Source organism: Leptospira ilyithenensis (assembly GCF_004771005.1).
Classification (GTDB): domain Bacteria; phylum Spirochaetota; class Leptospiria; order Leptospirales; family Leptospiraceae; genus Leptospira_A; species Leptospira_A ilyithenensis.
On sequence record NZ_RQHV01000061.1, the window covers coordinates 553,675 to 577,791 of the forward strand.

Sequence of the window (24,117 nt, forward strand, 5' to 3'; positions counted from 1 at the left end):
CTGTTTTATGATACGGATTTGTAAAAATAAAGTAAAACAACGAATCCGAGGATCAAACGGTAAATACCGAAAGAAAGAAAGCTCCGTTTGCGTAAAAATTGCAAAAACAAACGAATGATCACGATACAAACCAAACAAGAGACAATGCTTCCAAACAGCAAAATCCCAATTGTTTCCGAATTCAAAATCGCTCTGTGTTTATAAAGTTTGTACAAACCTGCAATCGTTAACACAGGCAGTGCGAGAAAAAAAGAAAACTCCGCGGAATCTTTTTTAGAAACTCCTAAAAATCTGGCAGTAATGATCGTCGCGGCGGAACGGGAAACTCCCGGAACCAAAGCACAACATTGAAAAATCCCTATCAGAACCGCGTCGGTCATTCCGATTTGTTTTTCCACTACTCCTTCCCCGTTGTCGAGCTTGGATCTCCAAGTCTCGACACCAATCATTACCAAACCGCCAAAAAACCATGTCAGAGATAAAACCAATAGAAGATAAGGACTTTGTTTGATCTCGTCCAGCCCGGACTTCAACACAAAACCGAAAACAAGAATAGGTAAAATCCCAATCAATATATTTCGGTAAAACAAAAAACCTGACTCTTTGGATTTGTCACCTTTCAGATATTGAAAAGATTCTAAGGAGTGCGCGATCAATTTTTGATGATAAAGAAAGAATACGGAAAGGATTGCTCCCGATTGAATGAAGATATCGAATAGATCTTCAAAAGATTCACTGATAACCCCTAGTCCCGTAAAAGGAAAAAAATGACTGAAAAGAAAAAGATGACCAGTCGAGGAAACCGGCAGAAACTCCGTGGCGGCTTCAATCAAACCACGGAGGAAGGCATTGAGAATATTGTCCAGATTACTTTTTTTCTACTGTTCCGGTAGAAGAGTTCGGTTCAATTGCTTTTCTTTTGGGAGCAAGATACGCATCCAAATCGAATTTTTCATTTCGTTTGATAGTGATTTCTTCTTTGATACGTTCGACTACCAAAGGAAGTTGTTCTCTTGTCTGAACTTGTTTCATTTGAGCTTTGGCAAAAGACAAACATTTATCAATTGTTAAAGATGCAATGTTTTTGTCAGTATTGCGCATTCTCTCGCATTCCGCTTTTGCCTGGTCGTCGGAGATTTGGATTTTTTTCTCAACTTGTTCCGATACATACATCTGTGCGATGGTTTGCATTTCAACTTGTTTCAAAACTTCTTGTACATCGGGACGTGAGAAATAACCTTTCTTCTCCGCCACAAGTTTGGTCATGATCATCTGTCTGTAAGTTTGGTAAAAGTTTTTCTTTTGCAATTGGTAGTTCAAATCTTGGAACTGACCGGGTACTTCGGAAATATCTTTTTCTATAAACTCAAGTAATGTCTTTTTTTCAATATTTTGCAATCTACTGATAGAATCCAAAGCAGTATCGTATGCAGCTTCGAAATCTTTAACAGTGATTTTATAACCGTCTAAGGATTCGATCACAGGGCTTGTGTCCCCGCAATTGACTAAAAGAAAGCTGGAAAAGCTCAGGATAGAAAGGATTAGAATTTTTTTTGCCATGGAGGGAAATCCGACCGACTTTATTGTATATTTTGTGAAAAGATTTCCTAAAAACAGACCGCCTGTCCATCACTTTTTTGCTACAGGAGGTTGGTCCAGAGAAAGAAAGATGAGTAATGACAATAGCTTTTTGATCTTTTTCAAATCCTCTTTTTCATTAGGCGAATAACGTAGTATGGATGGTTCTTGCGGGTGGATGAGTAGCCCTGGAAATTTTCCTAATGCCTGAATGATTTTATCCGGGTTTCCTCTGAAATAAGTTCCGCATTTGAATCGGACTTCCTCACCTTTTTCCGAAACGGATTCAAAACCGAGAGTGGAGGAAAGAGTTCGAATCTTTTCCAATTCTACAAATGTATTGGCAATAGTAGGAAGTTCTCCGAAACGGTCTTCCATCTCAAGAGACAACTCTTCAATCTCGTCCAGATTGCCTGCACCTTCAAACCGTTTGTAAAATTCGATCTTTTGTTTAGTATCCGGAATGAATTCGTCCGGAAGATAAAAATTGGTTGATAGGTTAACTGCCGTTCGCACTTCTACATGAACCTCCTCACCTTTGACTCTGGAAATCGCTTCTTCCAACATTTTTACATAGAGGTCGAATCCGACTTCCATAATATCACCGGATTGTTCTTTTCCTAGCAAATTTCCCGCACCCCGTATCTCCAAGTCGCGCATTGCAACTTTAAATCCTGATCCGAGTTCCTGGTATTCGAAAATAGTGTTTAATCTTTTTTCAGCAAGCTCAGTGATCAGTTTTTTAGAAGGATAAAACAGATAAGCATATGCTTTGCGATCGGATCTTCCCACTCTTCCACGAATTTGGTAGAGCTGCGACAAACCGAACATATCCGCCTTTTTTACAATCAAGGTATTTACATTCGGCATATCGATGCCCGATTCGATGATTGTAGTTGTAACTAAAATATCATATTTTCTTTGGTAGAAATCGACCAGGGTTTCTTCAATTTCATCTTCTGTTAGCTGGCCATGCAAAATCCCTACTGCGGCTTCGGGAACCAGAGAACGTATATAACTTGCTTCTTCTTCAATCGATTCCACACGGTTATAGAGATAAAAAATCTGACCACCACGTTCCATTTCCTTGCGGATTGCTTCCTGGATCAGAACATCATCTTCTTCCAATACATATGTTTCCACACTTTGTCTGTTTTTCGGTGGAGTGGAAATAATAGATAATTCCCGAATCCCTGTGAGTGCCATATGGAGGGTACGGGGAATCGGTGTTGCAGTCAGTGTCAGAACATCCACAAGCTGTTTGAATTTTTTAATCGCTTCCTTGTGATTGACACCAAACTTTTGTTCTTCGTCGATTACGAGTAATCCGAGATTCTTAGGCTTTACTTTGGAAGAAAGAATTGCATGAGTTCCGATCAACATGTCTATTTTACCTTCACCAAACAGACGCAAGTCCTCTTTGATTTCCGAAGGGGAGCGGAACCTGGAGATAAACCCCAATTTGATCGGATAGTTTTCGTATCTTAGTTTGAATGTATTGAAATGTTGTAATGCGAGGATCGTGGTAGGAGTGAGTAACATCACTTGTTTTCCCGCCATAATCACTTTAAACGCGGCCCGAATCGCCACTTCCGTTTTTCCGTAGCCTACATCCCCGCATACTAGCCGGTCCATCGGTCTTTGCGATTCCAAGTCCTGTTTGACTGATTCGATCGCGGAGATCTGGTCCGGGGTCTCCTCAAATTCGAATGCAGCTTCAAATTCTTCCTGCCAAATCGTATCTGGCGGAAAAGAAAATCCGTTCAACTTCATACGGTTGGAATACATCAAGACCAGGTCTTCCGCTAATTTGTCTACCGATTCCTGTACTCTTTCTTTCGCTTTCTTCCAGGAATTTTTGCCAAGGGTATCAAGCCTCGGGGAGTCGGTTCCTCCTATGTATTTTTGAACGAGAGAGATCTGGTCCAGAGGAACAAATAATGTATCCTGCCCCGAGTATTCTAATTTTAAAAAATCCCTTTCCTTTCCATCTGCCTTGGTGCGTTCGATTTTTACAAATCTACCCACGCCATGATTCACATGTACTACATAATCACCCTCTTTCAAATCGATGAAAGATTCGATCATCTGCGAAGCTTGTTTTTTATATCTGGTCTTTCTTTTGTACTGGCGGCCGAAGAGATCATTGTCTGTGAACACGAACAAATGTTCGTCGGTAATCGAAAAGCCCTTTCTTAGATCGGAAATGGCGAGATACAATCCCGGTTTCTGAGAAAAAAGATCTATCTGCTTCGGTTCATCCGATTCGGGATTGAGAGTGGTGATTTTGTCCGTAGGAAATAAACCTTGCAAACGACTGAGTTGTGCTGCAAAGGAAGAAGTAATTAAAATTTTTGCATGATCATCTCCTGCAAGAATCTCATCAAAATAATCCTTGGCTTCCCTGATCTTTCCTCTGAAACTTCTGGATTCACTCAAAGGAAAAACAGGGATATTGTTTTCTCTTTCAGGTAAAAGATGAAAATGAACGGAAGGATAATTGTCTTTCGTAAGCAAAGACCATTCCTCGTCAAAAGAAAGCAGCTCCCTCGGTTCCAAACACAAAGACTCATCTTTCTTTTTTTCAAATAAAGTTTCGTATTCCCTTTTCATCCCGAAAGCTCTCTCTTTGGATTCCTTGTATTTGGGGAAAATAAAAACAGGATTGGAATCGAATAAATGCAAAATGCCTTCATGCAGCCGAACAAGAGGAAGGTGCTCTTCTATAATTGTATTTTCTTCTTCGATAGGAAGACGTTTGTCCGACTTTTCTTCCAAAATGGATTTGTATTTTTGAATCTCATCCATGCTTGGAACCGATTCATTCGCAGCAGTGATGAGAACCTCTGCAATTTTTTGAATTGATTTTTGGGTATTGGGATCATAGGTTCGGATTTCATCCACAGTATCTCCGAAAAAATCAATCCGTACCGGATAATTCGAATAAGGAGTGTAAATATCAAGAATGCCACCCTTTAAACTGAAATGACCGAATTGTTCGCAGACTTCTTCCCTATGGTAACCCAAACGAACCAGTTCCGTTATCAATTTGGACAATACAAAATCTTTTCCTTGTTGGAGTAATACCGATTTTCCCCGCAAACTCTTCTTATGCGGAATCTTTCTGAGTATGGAAGATACTGATGTGATAAAGATCGCTTTTTTATCTGAAAAAATCCGATTGATAGAAAGGATTCGATCCCTTTTCCATTCCGTCTGCCATTTGGTATATTCGTAGGGAATGTTTTCCGGACCGGAAAACAAATAGATAATATCATTCGGTAAAAAACTCAAAAGCTCACGATAGAAAGCTTCCGCTTCCTGATTCGTAGGCAAAATCACAACATAATGTTCGTTTGCTGAAATCTCTTTGAATAATTCGGATGTTACGAGGGAATGAGCGGATTCGGGAATGCCGCTTAAACTCACTTCCGATTTTTTTAACTGTTTGGAAATCTCCTTATAATCTAGAGAAATCGATTTAGTAAGTTCTTTGGTTTTCAAGTGGTTCTCTCAAATTTTGGAAAAACGCTGATTGTCGATGAGTCTGGTTTTTCCCAAGAAGACGGCAATCGCAAGTACAAGTTCTCCGTCCAATGTCAATTTTTCCTGCAAGGTATGCGGGTCAACCGACTCAATATAGTCTATCTTTACCTCAGGGGAAGACAAAAGAAAATCAGCTAAAATTTCATGAAAGACTTTCGGATTCTTTTCTCCGCCCACAAGAAGCTTTCCAGCAAGAGTAAACATTCTAGGAATAAGGCTAGCATTTTCCCTTTCTTTTTCCGTCAAACGGACGTTTCTGGAACTCATGGCAAGTCCATCTCTCTCCCTCAATGTGGGAACTCCTATGACTTGGATGGGAAAATCCAGTATATGAACCATCTCTTCGATGATTCTGAATTGTTGGTAGTCTTTCAGTCCGAAAAAGGCAAAGTCGGGATTTAGCAAATGAAACAGTTTGCTGACAACCAGCATCACACCTTCAAAGTGATTGGGTCTTGTACGACCGCAAAGATTTTTCTGAAGCGCAGGTTGTTTCATAATCAAGTCCGGAGTTCCATCCGGATAAACGACTTCCTTTGTCGGTATAAACACCAAATCAACTCCGGCCTCTTTGCATTTCTTCAAATCACCTTCCATATCCAAAGGATATTTCAGATAATCTTCAGGATCATTGAACTGAGTCGGATTTACAAATAGGGAGACTATGGTTTTGTCAGCCTTTGCTTTCGATTGTTCTATCAATGAGATATGGCCAGAATGCAAATAACCCATAGTCGGTGCAAAACCGATTGTTTTGCCTTCTTTTTTCCAAAGGGAAATCCGAGTCTTCAACTCTTCTTTGGTTTTACATACAATCACTTCAAATCTTCCTCGTATCTCACTTTAACACTCGTTCCATGTTCTTCGTCCAAACCTTCCAGCTCGGACATCAGTTTAACATGAGGATAAAGTCTATTCAAAGATTCTTTTGTAATCTCCTGAAAAGTAACACGTTTGAGAAAACTATCCACACCTAATGAAGAATAAATTCTACTTCCTCCCGCAGTGGGAAGAATATGATTGGTTCCGCTGATATAATCTCCCATAGCCACAGGAGAATAATTTCCAAGGAATACCGAGCCTGCGTGTTCGATTCCCCCGAATACGGAATGAGGATCTTCGGTTTGTATTTCCAAATGTTCCGGAGCAAGCAGGTTGGAAAATGTTACGCAATCTGCAAGGCTCGGAAAAATACAAATGCACGAGTTTTCATAAATCGCTTTTTTCTTCATCTCCAATCGTTTCGGTCTTTCAACGAATGCGATTTCCAATTCTTTGGAAACGGACTCCGCAAATTTTGCGCTTGTGGTAAGCAGTACCGCAGAGGAATCCTCTCCGTGTTCCGCTTGAGACAACATATCACAAGCTACCCATTTCGGATTTGCGGATTCATCAGCGATGATACAAACCTCACTCGGGCCCGCAGGACTATCTATCCCGATCTGACCAATACCGGCTAAGTAGGATTTGGCGGCGGCAACATAGGAATTTCCGGGTCCGACTACAAATTCCGATCTGGGTATAGTTTCCGTACCGTAAGCAACGGCAGCAATTCCTTGGGCTCCCCCGACTGTTACGATGCGGTCAATTTCCAAAATTTGTGCAAGCCATACCAAAATATCGGGAAGTCCTCCCTTTTGTGGAGGGGTCACCAATTGTATCTCCTTTACACCTGCAATCTTTGCCGGGATAATTCCCATAAGAACGCTCGATGGATAAAGTGCAGTTCCTCCCGGAGCATAAACCGCAAGAGACGGGATGGGAGTATATTTTACGCCTAACAGATTTCCATCGACTTTTACATTCCAGGAATCCCTTTTCTGTGCACGATGGAACTCTTCTATATTTTTTTTTGCTGTAAGAAATGCGGTTTGAACGTCTCTCGGAACATTCGTTTGAATCGAACTCGGATCGAGAACGACGGAGTCCAGTCGGATGGAATCGAACTTCTCCGTAAATTCTTTAACAGCTTTGTCCCCGTTCTCTTTCACGGATTGAATGATGGGGATTACTTTTTCTTTGGCGGAACTTAAATCCTCTTTTGCTTTCTTCAGCAAATGTTGAAAACCGGAAGGACGATCTAGATCCGCTTGCACAATCGAAACAGGCATAAGAATACCTTATTTCGAATTACACTCTAATCTCAAGCTTTTTGTCTAATAGCGAAGCGAGAATTCCACCTGATAAGAAGAGGATACATTGTATCCTGAGACAGGCTGGATAGAAGAGAAAGGGTCTGCCGCCATTTTGGCGTTAACTCTTGCTGTCTCCTGTCCCAAAGGAAGACCGGGAGCCGTTTCCAAGCCCGCAACGTTTCTTCTCGCGGAAAAATAAGCATCCACAAGATTATAGAGCACAAATAATCCCAACACTCCCGCACCGGTTTGAATCGTTGTTAATTGTTGTTTTGCAGAGTTGAAATTTGCCTGCGCGGAATTTCGATTCAGTAACCACAAAGCTTGCGAATTCGGATCCTCGGCAAGAAACACTCCTACAAGTACTGCGCTTTCATAAGAAGACTTTGCCGATTGAAATTTGGAATAAGAACTTGCATAAGCACCTGCGACTCCTATGGCAACAACGGGGTATACGTAAAATTTCCAATTCTGGCCATCTATGTATTTTTGTCCCCAACCGGGAATAAGAGAGGATCGCCAAAAAGTTGACCAGTAAGGAGTTTCGTAATAATCTTCGGGAATTTCCTTTTTCAAGATCCTTTCCTGTCTTGTGGCGAAACGTTCTGCCTTTTCTTTGGTTTCTGAAAAAACAATTCTTTGTTTTACATTCAAAGCTTTCTTTCTGGGATTTTCCAAAACCAAATCATATATACCGGTATTCATACTAGGGTCTATATCAAATACTACCCGCGCCCTGGTTGCTGATTCCACTTCGATTTTTTTCGCTGGGATTTTTTTTCCGTCGATGACCATGTAAACTCTCATTTGATCGACGAAATCCGTACCTTGCAGATTAAAAACTTTTTGTTTGTCTTCTTTGGAAATGGAATAAATACTATCGTTGGTTAAAGTAGGGACTTTGGAAACAACCACTTCCAACTTTACCCATTCGGAATAAGCACCGACTTTACCCAGTTTGTTGATCACACCTACCCTATGTTCATAAACTCCCGATCCCAAATTGGTTACATTATACGAATTGGATGTTGTCTTTTCGGATAATACCATATATCCGTTCGAGTTTTTGATTTCCAAAATATATCCCGAAGCCCCTGGGATTTCCTGCCATGATATGGATTGAGGAGGCTCATCGTTCGAGACCGGATCTTCGGCGTAAACATTTGATATAAAAAATACCAGACAGAAACTAAAAAATCCGTTCAGGATTCTATTCCACATAGATTTTTCCCGGGGTTAAAATTTTAGGAACTTTCATCGCAGGCAATGATATATAGAATTCGGATCTATGATAAACGGATTCTTTTTCGCCGGAAGTTGTTCCATACAAGGAACAAAGTTCTACGCGAAACCTGCCTTCATTTAATTTTTGCAAATCGTTGAAACCGTATTTGGGTTGTGTCACCCTTTCGCTAAACACTTGTTTTTCGCGAACGCCGCTGATATCGATCAAACGGATTCTATAACCGATCGCTTTTTCCGTAGGTTTCCAAGCAAATGCGATGTTAGTTCTGGAAAGCAAATCAACTGTCTCTCCCCGGGTAGGTGTAACCAAAACTGGGGGTTCCATAGAAGTGTTAAAGGAAAAATTCCAAGAATCACTGGAAGTGTTTCCGGAATTGGATGTTCCGGTTACACGCCAATAGTATTTCCCGAATTCTTTCAGTTTTACTTCCTGATAATGATTCGAAGTTGTTTCTTTTAAGATTACTGAATTGAAATCGGAGGATTTGGAAACTTCCAAAACATATTCCGATTTTGCAGAAAGTTTTTTCCAACGAAGTACTGTTCCGCTGTTTTCGTTTGCTTCCACATCAGAACCGTTATTCGGAGAAACCAGGTTCAAATCTTCTTTTGCAACGATGGAAAAATTACCGATCGCGGAAACAATATCCTCTTTTCCGCCTTGAGTTCCGCGAACTCTCCAAAAATAATTTCCTTCGCTCAGATCGGAACCAAGTTTTAAAAAATTACTTTGAGTGGTTTGTTTGATAATCGTTTTTGAAAAATTGGAATCGGAACTGATCTCCAAAGCGAAAGAAGGAAAATCCTTATTGTCCTTCCAAGTGAAGAAAATATTATTTTGAATCTGATCTTTGGTAAATACTTTTCCTTTGGCGGGTTCCAGTATCACTGGAGGCTCCAGACTGAGTTTTTTGCCAACGGTGAATTTACTTACGGAAGAAATTTTCTCCTGTACATCGGGCATATTGGATTTTGCAATTACCCTGGCGAAATATGCCCCGTCTCCCAAACCGTCGAATGCGATGGATTGATTTTGAGTTTGTTTGGATTTTAATCCTTTTGTAAACCCCGTATCTTCCGCGATCTGTGCCGTATAACTACTGTACAATTCCAATTGATTCCATGCAATCTTAACAACGGGAAGATCGTTTGTATAATTATAATTTTCTCCGTCCCTTGGGGAAAACAGCCTGAGAGGAGGATCGGTTAACACCCGAAATCTCCCGGTTTCGGAGAACTGTTTCGTCTTTGACTCGGGGTCAAGGTATGCGATTCTCCAGTAATAGGAGCCGTTACCTAAAGATTTGGAATAAGACCCGGATTTGATTTTATCTTTTAATACAAGTTTGGTGAAATCATGAGAAGTTGACACTTCGATCACAGGAGAAGTTCCTTTCAAGGTCTCTTGGGTCACTCCGTTAAATGTAAAGCCGATGGTTTCATTGCCGGATTCGACAAAATAATTTTTCTTATCAGGAGGAGACACCAAACTGAATTTAGGCTTGGAAACCCGGACACCTTCTTTGGAGACGCTCGCCATTTGATCTTTTCCAACGGTCTCTTCTTTGCCATTGGAATGGATCTTCGCTTCCCCCTGTCCTACCTTGACATTCAACTCGTCTTTCGTTTTATCCAGTTTGACATCACCCTTACCTACTTCTACGGTTTTGTCCCCCGAAGTGATTTTCATTTTGGTTTCACCGGTGCTTCCTCCTTCGCGAGCAGCATCAAAGGCACCATAGGCAAAATTGATATTTATGTTCTTGTCGGAAATATCCAAAAGGATCATTGAATTTTCGGCAATATTGATTTTAGTTCCGTCATTCAATGTAAGAATCGCATCCGAAAATCCTTCCGTACGAATCGTATCTCTGTTCTTTACTTCCGACCTGGATTCGATATTATCCCAAACAACTTGGTCGTTGTATTTTCTAAGAACTGTTTTGGTTTTAAAAGTAAGTACACCGATGGTAGGGCTGTCAGATTCGCCGGGGCGTGCTGTTAAATTTTTATATAATAAAAACGAAAACAGTCCTATCAAAGAAAGCAGGAAGGTGACTACGTATTTTGTATCATTGAAAAAACGCATATGTCACCTTATTTGTGGGTCCTTGTAAACACCCCATCCCAATCTTTTCCGGGAGAGGAAAGTTTGTATTCCAAACACCTTTCTATAATTAAATGAGAAGCTTTGTCTTTTTTACCTTTCGCTTTCTCAGCATTTTCAAATAAGGAAATCGCCTTGTCCCAATCTTGGTTTAGGTAAGCTGTAAACCCGGATTCGTACAATTCTCCCGCCTCAATAATATTTTGACTGACCTCGGATCTAAAACCGATGAGTTCGTGTATTTTTACCGGCTCGTTTTTTCCTTTTACCCGGACCAAATCCAGATAGCGGGAGAACATCTCCGTTTCCGTGGCTTGTTTTACGGAATCACTGATCAATATATTGACTCCATAGTCCTTTCCTGCCGCTTCCAAACGAGCTGCGAGGTTGACTGTGTCCCCCATCATTGTATAGGAAGCAAGAGCATCCGTGCCCATAAATCCCACTTTTGCAAGACCGGAATTCAATCCGATACGGCAATCCATGGCTTGCGCTTCTTTTGAATACAAATTGTTTTTGGTCCAATATTCCCTCAAATCAGCGAGTTTAGCAATCATTTCCACACTGGCACGTGCCGCTTTCAATTCATGATCGGGAACAAGGACTGGAGCATTGAAAATTCCTACAATGGCATCACCGATGTATTTGTCCAAAACTCCGTCGTGACGTTTTAGTATCAAAGTCATCGCAGAAAGATATTCATTGAGAAGTGCTGCAAGATCTGCGGATTTCAGCTGCTCGGAAATCGTAGAGAAGCCTGCGATATCGGAAAAGAAGGCTGTAATGTTTGCCTCCGATCCTCGTTTCAAAGCAGCAAGATCCACCATCGCTTCCTGTACCACGACAGGATCGATCATACTTCCCAAGATACTTTTTACTTTTTCCCTTTCTTCCAGACCGTGTCCCATTTCCACAAAGTATTGGGTGAGCATTCCCACCTCATCTTTGGTAGTCGGTTTGATCCCTACCCGAAAATTTCCTTTTGCAATTTCCAAAGTAGCAGATAACAACAGCAAGATGGGCTTGGTGATGGTTTTCGAGAAAAAGAATACGGCAAGAATCGCAGAACAAAGACCGATTCCCATAATATAAAGATTTTTTCTTTGGATATCATATACGTCTTCAAAAGCTTTGTCTTCGGAGACGATTGTAATCACTCCCGCGTCCGCAAGTCCTATCTTTTGAAAGGAACCTAGAAAAGGGGATTTCAATTCAGGATCGATATAACTGCTTTGTGCCTTATTCGCAGCACTCGTGAGCATCGTGCGGACAATCGGCATCGAAGACAAATCCGTTGCAGCTAACACCAAATCTTCCTTCGGATGGGCGATCACAATTCCTTTCCCGTTTACCATAAAAACGGTTTGAATTCCTTTCTTCTCAAAGGCACTGATGATCTTGTCCAATTTGACTATCATCACCAGGATATTGTCCAACTGACCGTTTTCGGAAGCAGGTATTGCGATGGCAAAGGAAGGTTCTTGGAAACCCGGACTGGAATTCAGTAAGATAGGTTGGCCGTTGAATGCTTCCGCCAATGCATCCTTATTTCGAAGCACTACGTTCTGGAAATCTTCTTCCGTAAGAGAAGATTGTTTCAATTCTTCTTCATTGAACACATGTTTTTTAAGAACCAGCAAATCTCCTTGTTTCTCAAAAATCCCCAAATATATAAATTCTTTATCACTTTCAAAGAATGTACGAATCAATAACTTCCTTTGATCTTCCGGTAATCCTTGCGAAGTAAGTGTTGTTGCGATTTGGCGGCCCTTTACCACTACGCTGAGTATGTCATCTTTTACTTTTAATCCGACGATTTCCGCCAATTCCAAGTTATTTGCCCGAAGGGACAACTCTGTGGATCTTTTGAAAAAGAAAGATGCAAATATAATGATTGAGGATACGGACAAGATGAACAGAAGGGAAATCACTCCCATCATTTTTACCTGGATGGAAAATTTGGACTTAGGAGGTTCTTCCTGATGTGTCGGAACGGAAACAACCTCTTCTTTTTTTTCCAAAACGGATGTGCCGTTCTTTGATTCTGTTTTTATTTCAATGGGTTTTGTTTCAGGTTCCGAAGGAAGGATCGCTTCCTTCGCTTCCACAACTTCAATGTTAGTCGGCACAGACATTCCCATTTCTTCACGAACTTCATCCAAAGACTCTTTTTCCAAACGGGAAACAGAAATCGCTATCGGTTCCGGAGTGAGAACCTCTTCTTTTTTCTTTTCAAGTATAATTGTTTTGGCAATAAAAGTTTCCGGTTCCGGTCTTACTTCTTTCACAAGAGGAGAACCAATGATTGAGATAGGAGGAGCATTTCTGGATTGGAGATTTTTTTTGGGAAAAGGTTTTTTAACATCTTTTGAAAACTCTTCTAACAGAAGATAGTTTTCTCCAATGAGTCCGAATTGTTTTGCTACGGATTCCCAAGCCAGATTTTGGTTGGAAGAAAGTAAAATTTTTGCAAACTGAAGACGTGCATTCTCTTCCTCATCTGCGGATATCAAAACCGCGATGGTTTTGTTTTCCAAAGTTCCGGCCCAAACATTGCTCAAATCCTTCACAGCTTCAGGATCACTGGAAAGATAAAACGGATATTCAACATATTGGCAATAACTCGGTATTCCCCAAAGAGGACCGCCAAACCTGTACTCCTTTCCTATAGTCAAACTTCTTGATTGAAAAAAAAGATAAGTTCCGTCGGCCCAGTTCCAAGTTTCTAAACTTTGCGGGGCTCTGTCCCAAACCAGAAAACGTATTTCTGAGTTGGCAAGGAAGGGAATATCGGGAGAAATTTCTAGCATACCTGTTTTAATATCGACTATTTAATGATTATTTTCGATTCCATTTCTATATGAAATTTCTTACCTTAAATTGCAACGGAATTCGTTCTGCCACATCGAAAGGATTGGTAGATTTGATTAAAAAAGAGAAACCCGATATCTTTGCATTCCAGGAAACAAAAGCACCTCTTGCAGAAATAGACAAAGAACATTGGACCAAGCTCGGTTATAAAGCATATTGCTGTGTTGCTGATAAACCCGGTTATAGTGGTGTAGCGATCTTTACTAAGCTTGAGCCGAAAAAGAGTGATATTGGCTATGGTGATGGGATTTTTCTTTCCGAAGGTAGATCCGTATTATTGGAATTTTCTGATTTTTATTTTTGGAATCTTTACTTTCCATCGGGTACAAGTGGGGAAGAAAGACAAGCCATCAAATATGTTTTTTTAGATCGGGTAGTTGAGCTTACAAAAAATTTACTAAAAAAGAAAAAACCTCTTCTGATCTGCGGAGATGTAAACATCGCACATACGGAAATCGACATTCACAACCCGAAAGGAAATGAAAAGAACAGCGGGTTTTTACCGGAAGAACGCAAGTGGATGACCAACTATCTTTCCATGGGAATGGTCGATTGTTTTAGAAAATTGCACCCTGACAAAAAGGATCTCTACTCTTGGTGGACCTATCGTTTCCAAGCAAGGAAAAACAATAAGGGATGGAGGATTGATTATTTTCTGGGTTCTGAGAAATTGGAGTCTCAACTCAAATCGGCAAAGATCATAACAGAACCTTCGGTATCCGATCACGCTCCCGTAGTGCTCGAAATTCAATTCACTTGACAACCGGATTTTCAATGGAAGTTTTGAAGTCATGAAACAAATCATTGTCTGTATTTTCACCTTCAGTTTAGTCAATTGTTCCGTTCTGGGGGTATTAAAAGATAAGGTTCCCAAACCCGAATTTAGTTTCGAATCCTTAAATATCAAGGAAATCACACTAACAGACATTACACTCAATATGGTGACTTCCGTGGAAAACCCATATCCTCTCAGTCTTCCCAAATCCCTTTTGGAAATGGATTTGAATATCGAAGGGACGAAACTTTCCCATATCTCCACGGACCTGGGAGCCATCGAATCGAAAAAAACAAAAGATCTTTCTTTTGAAATCAAAATCAAATACGAAGACATAGTAAAACTCTATCAAAAGATTCCCGGCAAAGCGCTTCTTACCGTCGGCATTGATGGAAATTTAAAAGTTCCTCTTCCTTCCTCCCTTGCTATGGTAGGACAGGATTCCATCAGCTTTCCTTTTCAAAAACAAAGAGAGATTCCTGCCGTTCTTCCTTCCGTTGATATTAAAAATTTCAAAATTTTAATTCCCACCAAAGACGAGATCACATCCTCAGCTAACACATCCACTGTGGCAAGTACGGCCATTAGTTTTTTGGACGGTCTTCTTTCGGGAAAATCCAAAACCCAAGCGGCCAGTTCGGCGGCTAGCGCAGGACTTTCCAACCTGGATTTAAAACTCAACACTGAGTTTGATTTGAATTTTCAAAACAAAGCGGCATCCGAGTTACTTTTCCAGGATTTGAATTATGATTTGAAATTGGGCGGAGAAAAATTTCTGAAAGGAACTCCTAAAGAAATCATCAATAACGGAAAGGAATCTATTGTAAAAGTAAATACTGCATTTCCGGTGAACACAATCAGCTCAGGACTTTACAAAACCATTCAATCCAAAACAGCCGGGTTTGACTTGAATGGTGGTTCGGGACTACAAGTGCCGGGACTTGGGGAAACGATGAAATTCAATTATGCAAAAAACGGAAAGTTCAGCTGGTAGGTTTTTAAAATAATAGCCTATTTCTTTTTCTGTAACATCTGTTTAATTTCATCTCTCGACTTGCTCGCAAACAAACGGATTTGATAGGTTACTAAAAATTTAGTAACCGCAGGCAATCCGTCTTTGGAGAGATGTTCGTAATTCCAACGGGATGCATCGTTTTGAATGATCTTGGCTATATCATTGATCCGGGGAACCCTTCTGTCAAATGCGATCGCTTCTAATTTTCCCGTATTGGTGTTGAGGCCGATGGATACGTAACCGTCGTCCACAAAACTAATCAGATCGAATTTCTTCAGCTCTTCTTTCGCAAGTTCGTCTCCGCCGGGATCGGGTTTTCTTTGGATCTTGTCAGTCGATCGAATTTGGCGGACTTGGTAGCTATCGGATGCAAGATACACCCGGAAAAGCTCATTCGGCATTTCCGATTTTTTTTGGAAAAAAGGTAGTTCCGCAGTTGAATTGGGAACCTCCTCTCCTCTTTCATTGAGGATCAACTCTCCTTCTCCGCCGGGAGAAGGAAGTATATCCCCGACCGGAACGATCACAGGAAGTGAGTTCGTATTGTCCGAATTAGTTGTAGTTTTACAAAGAAAAAGTGAGAAAGAAAAAACTAGAAGAAGTACGCAAAACGAAAGCCGGGAATTCATTACTTTAGAATGTTTGCCCAACCCTCGGGTGAGTGGCAAGAATTTTACAAAAAGAATATCATACAAGATACTCGGCAAGCAGTGTGGCAAGCCCTAAAAAGAAGAAAAATCCGCATACGTCCGTCGAAGCCGTCACAAAAATGGAGGATGCAATCGCCGGGTCAATTCTTACTGCTTTTAATAAAATGGGCACTAAAGATCCGATAAGCGAGGCTACCAACATATTCACAAGCATGGCCGAACCTACTACAAAACCCAAAACCATATTTCCTTTCACAAAATAAATCATAGTACCCGTAATCGTTCCCAAAACTAGCCCGTTGATACAACCGATGATGACTTCCTTATGGACAGCATCCCACCAATTGGAAAATGTCAAATCCCCTGTCGCAATATTTCGTGTAACAACGGTTACGGACTGAGTTCCCGCATTTCCTCCGAGCCCCGCGACAATCGGCATAAGAGTTGCGAGTACTACGATTCTTGCAATCGTATCTTCAAAGTATGCAACCACTGTAGATGAAATAAATGCAGTGAACAAATTCACATTGAGCCAAATAATTCTCCTTTTTACGGATTGTAAAATCGGTGTGGCGAGTCTTTCGTCTTCCGAAACCCCGGCCATTCTCAAAATATCTTCGGAAGCTTCTTCCTCTACGATCTCAAGTACATCATCCAGAGTGATCCGGCCTATGATTCTGCCCAAATCATCTACGACTGCCGCGCTGACAAGATCGTATTTTTTAAAGGAGTTGGCTACCTCTTCCTGGTCCGTATCGTAATGAAAAGAGTAAACGGAATAATTGGTAATCTTTACAATCTTTGTATTGATCGGTGTGAGAAACAAGGTCTTGAGAGGAATAAATCCCTTGAGTACGCCGTCTTCGTCTGTAATGTAAATTTGATAGATATCCTCGATTTCTTTCGCTTTTTTTCTTAAATTGATGATTCCCTTTCGGACATTATCACCTAACTTTGCTGTAGCGAAGTCCTTGGACATAAGCCTTCCCGCACTGGATTCCCTAAATCCCAACTGGGATCTGATTTCAAAGGAGTCCGTTTTGTTCAATCGGGATAACACCTGATCCCGTTTTTCAGGTGTTAGGTAGGAAAGAAGATAAGTGGTTTCGTCTGTTTCGTTGAACTCGATCGTTCTGGAAATTTCTTCGATGGAAAGCTCTTCCAAAAACTTCTGCAAGTCTTCGTCTTCCATTTTGATCAGCGTATAGGATTGTTCTTCGGAAGGAAGAAGGCGAAAGAGATACAGAGACTCTTCGGTCTCAAGCTCTCTGAATAAAGTGGCGATGTCGGCGGGGTGAGCTCCCTCCAACATTTTTTTCAAATGGGAGTTTGTTTGGTTTTGGATTTCCATCCGAAGGGAATCCAAAAATTCGTCATAAGATTCGCCTTCACGGTCAATTTTGGTTCGAAATAAGGTCTCTTTTCTTGCTTCTTCTTCCATATCGCCGTTTTTCCTATATTTTACAATTGACTATTATGTCACCTAAAAGCTAGTCTTTGCTTATGTCTTCCCCCTTTCGACTTTTCTATGCGGCCATTTTTGTCCTAGTTGTTTTTTCCAGGTGCGCTCTTTTCGAACCGAGGCTTACGACCGTTCCGGATCCTCTGGTTCGGGAAGAAGTGATGAGTGAAGAGCAGAAGAATGCCACAAAAATATTAAAACAAAAAGTGGTCGGTCTTAAAAACGAAGTCACTTCTCAAAAGAAGACAAACGAACTCACATCCCAGTCCATTAAAATTTCCAAATCCAAAATTTCAAAACATTCCGCAACTTCTTCCCTACTCAGGGAAAAAGAAAAACTTGCATTACTGAAAGATGACAGCCAAAGCGCCAAACGGTATTTAGACGAAGCTCAAAGTTCCGATCTGGAAAAATCCAAAGAAGAGACGAGACTTCTCGTTTGGATCCAAAAGGAAAAAGAAGATACAGCATATCTTGCCATGAAAGAATCCATGTTGTCCGAATCAATCGCGGAACTGGAACTGGTTCGTGCAGAGATAGCGGTTAAATTTCAGGAATCCCAGGGAAAGACTCCGAAAGACGAAGACTTTATCAAAAAACAAACTTTCGAATCTCAGTATGGAGAAAGAAAAGCGGAAACCAGAAGAAAAACCGCGGAATGGGAAAGGGTTAAAAACGAAGCTCAAAAACTACCTAAAGTAAATATAGAAGATACATTGGAAGATGCGAAGTAAAATGTACAATAAACCGCTTCAAACAAAATGTTTGCTGGCTTTATTCTTACTCCCGGCAAGTCTATTTGCCGACTGGATTTATTTTCCAGTCGAATACAACCAGCTCTACAAACAAAAATATGCACTGGAATTAGAACTACAGGATCTGCGACAACAATACGAAAACGACCTGGCGTTGCATGAAGAAGAAAAAAAAGATCTCCAGTCCAAGCTCAGAAATCTAACGGAAGATCTGGAACTGGAAAAAAGAAACCGCGCCAAAGATAAAGAAGACTACGGAGATAAGATGCGTGATTACGATATCCGCATACGTGGTTTGGAAAAAAAAGGAACGGATAAAGAAAAAGAAATTTCCGATGATGCAAGAAGAAGAGAAGAAAAAGACAAAAAGGAAATAGACTCTCTTAAGAAAAAACTGGAAGAACAGGAAAAATCCTGTCTCCAAAAGGAACAGACGTTACGCGATTCATACGAATCAAAATCGGACGAATTCAAGGAACGAATCCGCAATCTTGAAAACGAAATCAACAATCTGAAACAATTGACTAAAAATCAAAAAAGAGAATTGGATCGTTTGTCGGATCAGGCAAAAGAATTGGAAGAAAAACTTTCCAAGGAAATTCTATCCGGCCAGATCCGATTGAAACGGTTTCATAATAAATTGGTAATCAATATTGATGATAAGATCTCTTTCGATAGCGGATCCGCGGATTTAAAACCTGCCATCCTTCCCGCCATAGACAAAATCAAGGAAATCCTGGCTTCCTACCCTGAAAATTATATCAATATCGAAGGGCATACGGATAATGTTCCCATCAAAACCAAGTTTCGAAACAATTGGCATCTTTCCACGGAACGAGCATTAGCGGTTCTTGATCAGATTCTTACCAACAAAAATCTAAACCCGAAAAACTTTTCAGCAGCGGGATTTAGCGAGTATCAACCCATCGTTCCCAATTCCACAAAGGAAAACAAAGCGCTCAATCGCCGCGTGGATATTGTGGTTGTCCCTAGAGCCCTCGGAAACCAAAATCCACAAGAATGAAAAGCGAAGGATTTGAATTAACACATTCGAAAGGTAGAAAAAGAAGAAAACTACTTACATTTTTAGGAATCTCCGGTTTCCTCTCCCTCTCTATATTTTTTATAGAATGGTTCGGCTCGAAAGAAAGCGGGAGCCTTGCCTTATTTGCGGACGCGGGCCATATCGCAACGGACGTATTCGCTCATGTTATTTCATTTTCCGCGATTTTCATTTCGGGTAAAAAACCGAGTAAAAAATTCCCTTTCGGATTCCATCGTTTCGAAGTATTGGCGGCACTTGCCAACGGACTACTGCTTGTAGGGATTGCCGTTTTCATACTCTATGAAAGCTACGGAAGGATCATCAACTCGACTCCGATACATGTGGAGTCCATGCTTCTTTATTCCGTCATAGGACTGGTTATCAATTTTATTTCGGCAGGACTGCTTTTTCGAGTCAGCAAAGAAAGTCTGAACCTGAAATCCGCATATTTGCACGTGTTAAGCGATCTATTGGGAACGGTTGCAGTCGTGATCGGAGCCATCATCATCCATTTAACAGAGTATACTGCGATCGACAGTGTTTTGAGTCTTTTGATTGCTGTTTTTATTCTGAAAACATCCGTATCCGTTGTAAGGGAAAGTCTTGAAATCCTTTTGGAAGCGGAGCCTTCGGAGTTTGAAAAGGAACATCTGATCGAACATCTATTGGCATTCCAAGGTGTGAAAGAAGTAACAAAAGTTCAGATTAGAAAACTGACTTCGGGTATTTACTCTTTGGAATTGCAGCTCCTCGTGAAAGAAGATGCAGACAGAGATTCCATTACAGTCCAAACCCACACACTTTCCAAATCCCATTTTGGCGTACAATTTGTACACGTGGAACTTATTTCGGAAAAGATAAAATCAAAATTGGATTCGGTCGCAGTTCAGGAAAAAGAACATCATATCGGGCATAGCCATCACGGCCACCACCATTAGTTGGATTTCTTTTTTTTGGCTAAAAAACGTGTTACGGAATCTTCCCAAATAAATAAAGCAAAGTCGGGATGAATCGTAGGTAGCTCGGCGGGGGTCTCTAGTCCGTAATGTAAGGAAAGACATTCCAGTAGAGTTTGAATGGGAAAAGGAAATAGCGCTTCCAGATTCGAAAAATAATTCGATAAAATAAGATCTTTTGCATTTTCATCCCTCCAAGAATGGAGCTTGTTCCATTCTGACCGAACGGTTTCAGGCAAACCTTTCGGAAACATTTTCAGAACAAATCCAAGCAGTAAAGAAACCAGTCCGAATAATTCTTTCAAACGGAGTTCCAGGCCGATTGATTTGTAATCGGAAATGATCAAATCTTCCTTTGTAAGAGGATAATTTTCCAGACTGATTTTCAGATGATTTACAAGACTTGCAAATGCGGTTTTGATCTCTTCGGTTTGGGTGGTTTCCTTATGTTTTGTGATATCCACGGAATAAACAGAAAAACTCTCTTTCTCGGGCAACACCCACAATAAACAGTCGGCAGAAACCCCGTTGGTGATAAAAGATTTAGTTCCTGTTAGATGGTAAGAATCGGAAAGATCCGATTTTAAATTTTTCAATTGGCCTTCCCACTTCGGTTCTGAAACCCCGGTCGCAACGATATAATCGGAGGAGCGGATTTTTCCGAGCAGTTCTTTGCCTCTATCCGTCCCGGAATGCAATAAAACCCCTCCCGCCACATTGATTTCTACCATTGCGGAAAGCGCCAAATCGATTCCATCTTTCAGAAGAACCAATTCCTGAAGAAAATTTTGAAACTTCAAATAAAAGCCGGGAGTATCGGAATTTTCCAATACCTGATAGATTCCGGACTCCAAGAGCAAATTTTTTCTATCTTTATAAAAAGAATGAAGTATCTCCCGATCTTTCATTCCGTTTAATTTTTGCTTGGTGGATTCGGGAACGAGGCTCACTTACTTTTCTTAACCTTCTTAGGAGAGCCAACTTTTTTATCGGAACTGTGAACAACATCCGCTTTCAATGCAGCAACTGCCAGCTTGGGAAATTTTTTATCAAAATTCTTTTCTTCCGCCAATACTTTTTTCAAATATTGACCGGTAAAGGATTCTCCAACAAGCGCCACCTCTTCCGGGCGACCTTCCGCAATCACCTGTCCGCCTCCGTCTCCTCCTTCCGGACCTATGTCAATGAGATGATCAGCCGCTTTGATCACATCTAAGTTATGTTCGATGATGATCATGGAATTTCCCTTATCCACAAGGGTCTGCAATACCTGAAGCAATTTTTCAATATCACTAAAATGAAGTCCCGTGGTCGGTTCATCCAGTATATATAAAGTTTTTCCGGTAGGCCGTTTTGAGAGTTCCGTGGAGAGTTTGATCCTTTGCGCTTCTCCTCCCGAGAAAGTGGTCGCAGCTTGTCCGTGTTTGATATAACCTAGACCGACATCCACAAGTGTTTCCAGTTTTCTTTTGATAGAAGGGATGTTTTCGAAAAACACGACTCCTTCTTCCACAGTCATATCCAGAATATCGGAGATGTTTTTTCCCTTGTACTTAACTTCCAAAGTTTCTCGGTTGTATCTTTTGCCTTTGCATACTTCGCATTCCACATAGATATCCGGTAAAAAATGCATCTCAATCTTTAGGATTCCGTCTCCTTCGCATTTTTCACACCTTCCTCCCGCCACATTGAAACTGAATCTTCCGGGACCATACCCCCTAACTTTCGCTTCTTCGAGACCGCTGAAAAGTTCCCGCACATGATTAAACAAACCGGTATAAGTTGCCGGGTTGGAACGGGGAGTCCTTCCGATTGCCGACTGATCAATGTTAATGACCTTGTCCAGATGTTCTTTCCCCTGGATTTTTTTATGTTTTCCCGGAACAAGCTTGGATCCGTTGATTGAAGATGCCAACTCCTTGTACAATATCTCGTTTATGAGAGTGGACTTTCCCGAACCGGAAACTCCCGTGATGACAGTGATCGTTCCCAGAGGAATCGAAACATCTATGTTCTTCAGGTTGTTATGCGTCGCTCCCAAAATCTTTAGAAACTTGCCGTTTCCAATACGCCTTTCCTTGGGCATGGGAATTCGCTTTTCGCCAGTCAGATACTTTCCTGTCATGGAATGAGGGTCTTTTTTGATCTGTTCCGGAGTTCCGAAAGATACGATCTCCCCTCCGTGAACACCGGCACCAGGGCCCATATCCACAATGAAATCCGCCTCTTCCATTGTTTCTTTATCATGTTCCACAACAAGGACGGTGTTCCCCAGGTTACGAAGACCCTTTAGAGTATTGACAAGTTTCGTATTGTCTCTTTGGTGAAGCCCGATGGAAGGTTCGTCCAAGATATACAAAACGCCCATTAGGCGGGAACCGATTTGAGTCGCAAGCCTGATCCTTTGCGCTTCTCCGCCGGATAGAGTTCCCGCAGAGCGGCTTAAATTCAAATACCCGACCCCCACATCATAAAGAAAGCTAAGCCTTTGCAATATCTCTTTCAAGATGGGTTTGCTTATGATTTCGTCGGCACCGGCCCATTTGCTTTCTTTGGTAAATGTAAGCGCCTTCCCAATGGAAAAATTCGTATACTCGTCGATTCCTATCCCTTGGACTTTTACACCTAACGCTTCCGGACGAAGTCTTTTTCCCTTACAAACATGGCAATCGTGGTTTGTCATAAAGGATTCGAACCATTGCCTCATTGAATCGGATTTTGTTTCCCTATACCTTCTTTTCAGATTGGGAATGATTCCCTCGAAATTTCTGGAAAACTCATAATGGGAATTCGCTCCGCGAAAATCATAATCAATCTGGATGGATTCGTCTCCGTAAAAGATAACGTCTTTGATTTTTTTAGGAATGTCTTTCCAAGCTGTATTCAAACTGAATTTCAGTTTTTTAGAAATGGCAGTAACTGTCGCCATATACCAATAGGAATTGGATTTTGATCCCCCCCAAGCTTCGATACAACCTTCCGCAAGAGAAGCGTTTTCATCCGTCACCAAAAGTTGTTCGTCAAACTCGAGTATGGCGCCAAGTCCGTCGCATTCCTGGCAAGCTCCAAAAGGAGAATTGAAAGAAAAAAGACGGGGAGTGAGCTCCGGGATAGATACGTCATTACATTTCGGACAGGATAATTTTTGGGAATACAAATGATCCTTTTCTCCATCTTCGATAACGAGAATCCCATCTGATGTTCGTAAGGCTGTCTCTACGGAATCAGTTAGCCTGGATTGGATCCCCGGTTTCATCACGATTCGGTCGACAACTACGTCGATGTCCGCTTTGAAATTTTTCTTCAAAGGAATTTCATCCTCCAAAGAATAAATTTCCCCGTTCACACGAACCCGATTGAATCCTTCTTTTTTGAATTTTTCCAAAACTTCCCGGTGTTCCCCTTTTTTGCCTTGGATGACAGGAGCTAAAATTTGTAATTTGGTTCCTTCCGGAAACAAATTGATCCGATCCGTAATTTGATCGATAGAAAGGGAAGAAATCAAAGTCCCGCATTTGGGGCAATGTGGTTTTCCTACGCGGGCGTAAAGCAAACGAAGATAATCATAGATTTCCGTTACAGTTCCCACTGTAGAACGGGGGTTTCTATGAGTTGTTTTCTGTTCAATGGAAATGGCCGGAGAAAGACCCTCGATCAGATCTACTTCCGGTTTTTCCATTTGGCCGAGGAATTGCCTCGCATAACTGGATAAAGATTCCACATAACGCCTTTGCCCTTCCGCGTAGATGGTGTCAAAAGCCAATGAAGATTTACCTGAACCGGAAAGTCCGGTGACAACGATTAATTTGTCACGAGGAATGTCCAGATTTACGTTTTTAAGATTATGTTCCCGAGCGCCGCGAATACGAATGAAAGAATCCACATCTTACAGATTGTTTTCCTCTTTCATTCTGGAAAGAATTTTAAGAGATGGAACCCAAGAGGAAACCCAGATTGTTGCGATATTTTTTTCTTAT

General features: G+C 41.1%; 17 protein-coding genes. 5 read left to right on the plus strand and 12 right to left on the minus strand.

The window, feature by feature from the left end:
* Nucleotides 1-5: 5 nt before the first annotated feature.
* The 8 genes from EHS11_RS15965 to EHS11_RS16000 all read right to left on the minus strand — a co-directional run bounded on the left by EHS11_RS15965 (nucleotide 6) and on the right by EHS11_RS16000 (nucleotide 13,421).
* On the minus strand, nucleotides 6-866 hold the full coding sequence (locus EHS11_RS15965; RefSeq protein ID WP_135765352.1) for an undecaprenyl-diphosphate phosphatase: 861 nt from the start codon (nucleotides 864-866) through the stop codon (nucleotides 6-8).
* A 1-nt stretch (nucleotide 867) separates the two neighbouring features.
* A complete protein-coding gene (locus tag EHS11_RS15970) occupies nucleotides 868-1,560 on the minus strand; it encodes a lipoprotein LipL31 (protein WP_135765353.1) in 693 nt (230 codons plus the stop codon).
* A 69-nt stretch (nucleotides 1,561-1,629) separates the two neighbouring features.
* Nucleotides 1,630-5,055: a transcription-repair coupling factor gene (gene mfd, locus EHS11_RS15975; RefSeq protein WP_135765515.1), complete on the minus strand. Its 3,426-nt coding sequence runs from the start codon at nucleotides 5,053-5,055 to the stop codon at nucleotides 1,630-1,632.
* A gap of 36 nt (nucleotides 5,056-5,091) precedes the next feature.
* A complete protein-coding gene (panC, locus tag EHS11_RS15980; RefSeq protein ID WP_135765354.1) occupies nucleotides 5,092-5,943 on the minus strand; it encodes a pantoate--beta-alanine ligase in 852 nt (283 codons plus the stop codon).
* Nucleotides 5,940-7,235, minus strand: coding sequence for a histidinol dehydrogenase (gene hisD / locus EHS11_RS15985; protein ID WP_135765355.1), 1,296 nt, complete (start codon nucleotides 7,233-7,235; stop codon nucleotides 5,940-5,942). The genes panC and hisD overlap by 4 nt, the downstream gene beginning before the upstream one ends.
* 45 nt (nucleotides 7,236-7,280) lie before the next feature.
* Nucleotides 7,281-8,480 (minus strand): LIC11435 family protein, encoded by a 1,200-nt coding sequence (locus EHS11_RS15990; protein ID WP_135765356.1) that lies wholly within the window; start codon nucleotides 8,478-8,480, stop codon nucleotides 7,281-7,283.
* Entirely contained in the window at nucleotides 8,470-10,593 is a 2,124-nt protein-coding gene (locus tag EHS11_RS15995) for a FecR domain-containing protein (RefSeq protein ID WP_135765357.1), read from the minus strand. Before EHS11_RS15995 ends, EHS11_RS15990 begins: the two co-directional genes overlap by 11 nt.
* Before the next feature lie 8 nt (nucleotides 10,594-10,601).
* Entirely contained in the window at nucleotides 10,602-13,421 is a 2,820-nt protein-coding gene (locus EHS11_RS16000; protein WP_135765358.1) for an adenylate/guanylate cyclase domain-containing protein, read from the minus strand.
* 50 nt (nucleotides 13,422-13,471) lie between these two features.
* Between EHS11_RS16000 and EHS11_RS16005 the strand changes: the two genes are divergently transcribed.
* Both EHS11_RS16005 and EHS11_RS16010 read left to right on the plus strand, forming a co-directional pair.
* Entirely contained in the window at nucleotides 13,472-14,242 is a 771-nt protein-coding gene (locus EHS11_RS16005) for an exodeoxyribonuclease III (RefSeq protein ID WP_135765359.1), read from the plus strand.
* A gap of 31 nt (nucleotides 14,243-14,273) precedes the next feature.
* On the plus strand, nucleotides 14,274-15,251 hold the full coding sequence (locus EHS11_RS16010; protein ID WP_135765360.1) for an LEA/WHy family protein: 978 nt from the start codon (nucleotides 14,274-14,276) through the stop codon (nucleotides 15,249-15,251).
* Nucleotides 15,252-15,268: 17 nt separating this feature from the next.
* On the opposite strand, the gene EHS11_RS16015 is transcribed toward EHS11_RS16010, so the two are convergent.
* Nucleotides 15,269-15,901 (minus strand): LA_2219 family laminin/E-cadherin/plasminogen-binding protein, encoded by a 633-nt coding sequence (locus tag EHS11_RS16015; RefSeq protein ID WP_135765361.1) that lies wholly within the window; start codon nucleotides 15,899-15,901, stop codon nucleotides 15,269-15,271.
* 58 nt (nucleotides 15,902-15,959) lie between these two features.
* The gene (mgtE, locus tag EHS11_RS16020; RefSeq protein ID WP_135765362.1) at nucleotides 15,960-17,363 is read right to left on the minus strand and encodes a magnesium transporter; all 1,404 of its coding nucleotides are present in this window, start codon (nucleotides 17,361-17,363) and stop codon (nucleotides 15,960-15,962) included.
* Nucleotides 17,364-17,425: 62 nt separating this feature from the next.
* Here mgtE and EHS11_RS16025 point away from each other — a divergent pair, with 62 nt between their 5' ends.
* Genes EHS11_RS16025 through EHS11_RS16035 form a run of 3 tightly spaced genes read left to right on the plus strand, consistent with a single transcriptional unit; the run spans nucleotide 17,426 to nucleotide 20,122 of the window.
* Complete coding sequence (locus EHS11_RS16025) at nucleotides 17,426-18,118, plus strand: hypothetical protein (protein WP_135765363.1); 693 nt, start codon at nucleotides 17,426-17,428, stop codon at nucleotides 18,116-18,118.
* Between the two features lies 1 nt (nucleotide 18,119).
* Entirely contained in the window at nucleotides 18,120-19,163 is a 1,044-nt protein-coding gene (locus tag EHS11_RS16030; RefSeq protein ID WP_135765364.1) for an OmpA/MotB family protein, read from the plus strand.
* Nucleotides 19,160-20,122 carry a cation diffusion facilitator family transporter gene (locus tag EHS11_RS16035; RefSeq protein WP_135765365.1) on the plus strand — a complete coding sequence of 321 codons (963 nt, stop codon included), beginning with the start codon at nucleotides 19,160-19,162 and terminating at the stop codon, nucleotides 20,120-20,122. The genes EHS11_RS16030 and EHS11_RS16035 overlap by 4 nt, the downstream gene beginning before the upstream one ends.
* Here EHS11_RS16035 and EHS11_RS16040 read toward each other — a convergent pair.
* Nucleotides 20,119-21,090 (minus strand): acyl-CoA/acyl-ACP dehydrogenase, encoded by a 972-nt coding sequence (locus tag EHS11_RS16040; protein ID WP_135765366.1) that lies wholly within the window; start codon nucleotides 21,088-21,090, stop codon nucleotides 20,119-20,121. The genes EHS11_RS16035 and EHS11_RS16040 overlap by 4 nt on opposite strands.
* A complete protein-coding gene (gene uvrA, locus EHS11_RS16045; RefSeq protein WP_135765367.1) occupies nucleotides 21,087-24,023 on the minus strand; it encodes an excinuclease ABC subunit UvrA in 2,937 nt (978 codons plus the stop codon). The genes EHS11_RS16040 and uvrA overlap by 4 nt, the downstream gene beginning before the upstream one ends.
* Nucleotides 24,024-24,117 lie beyond the last annotated feature (94 nt).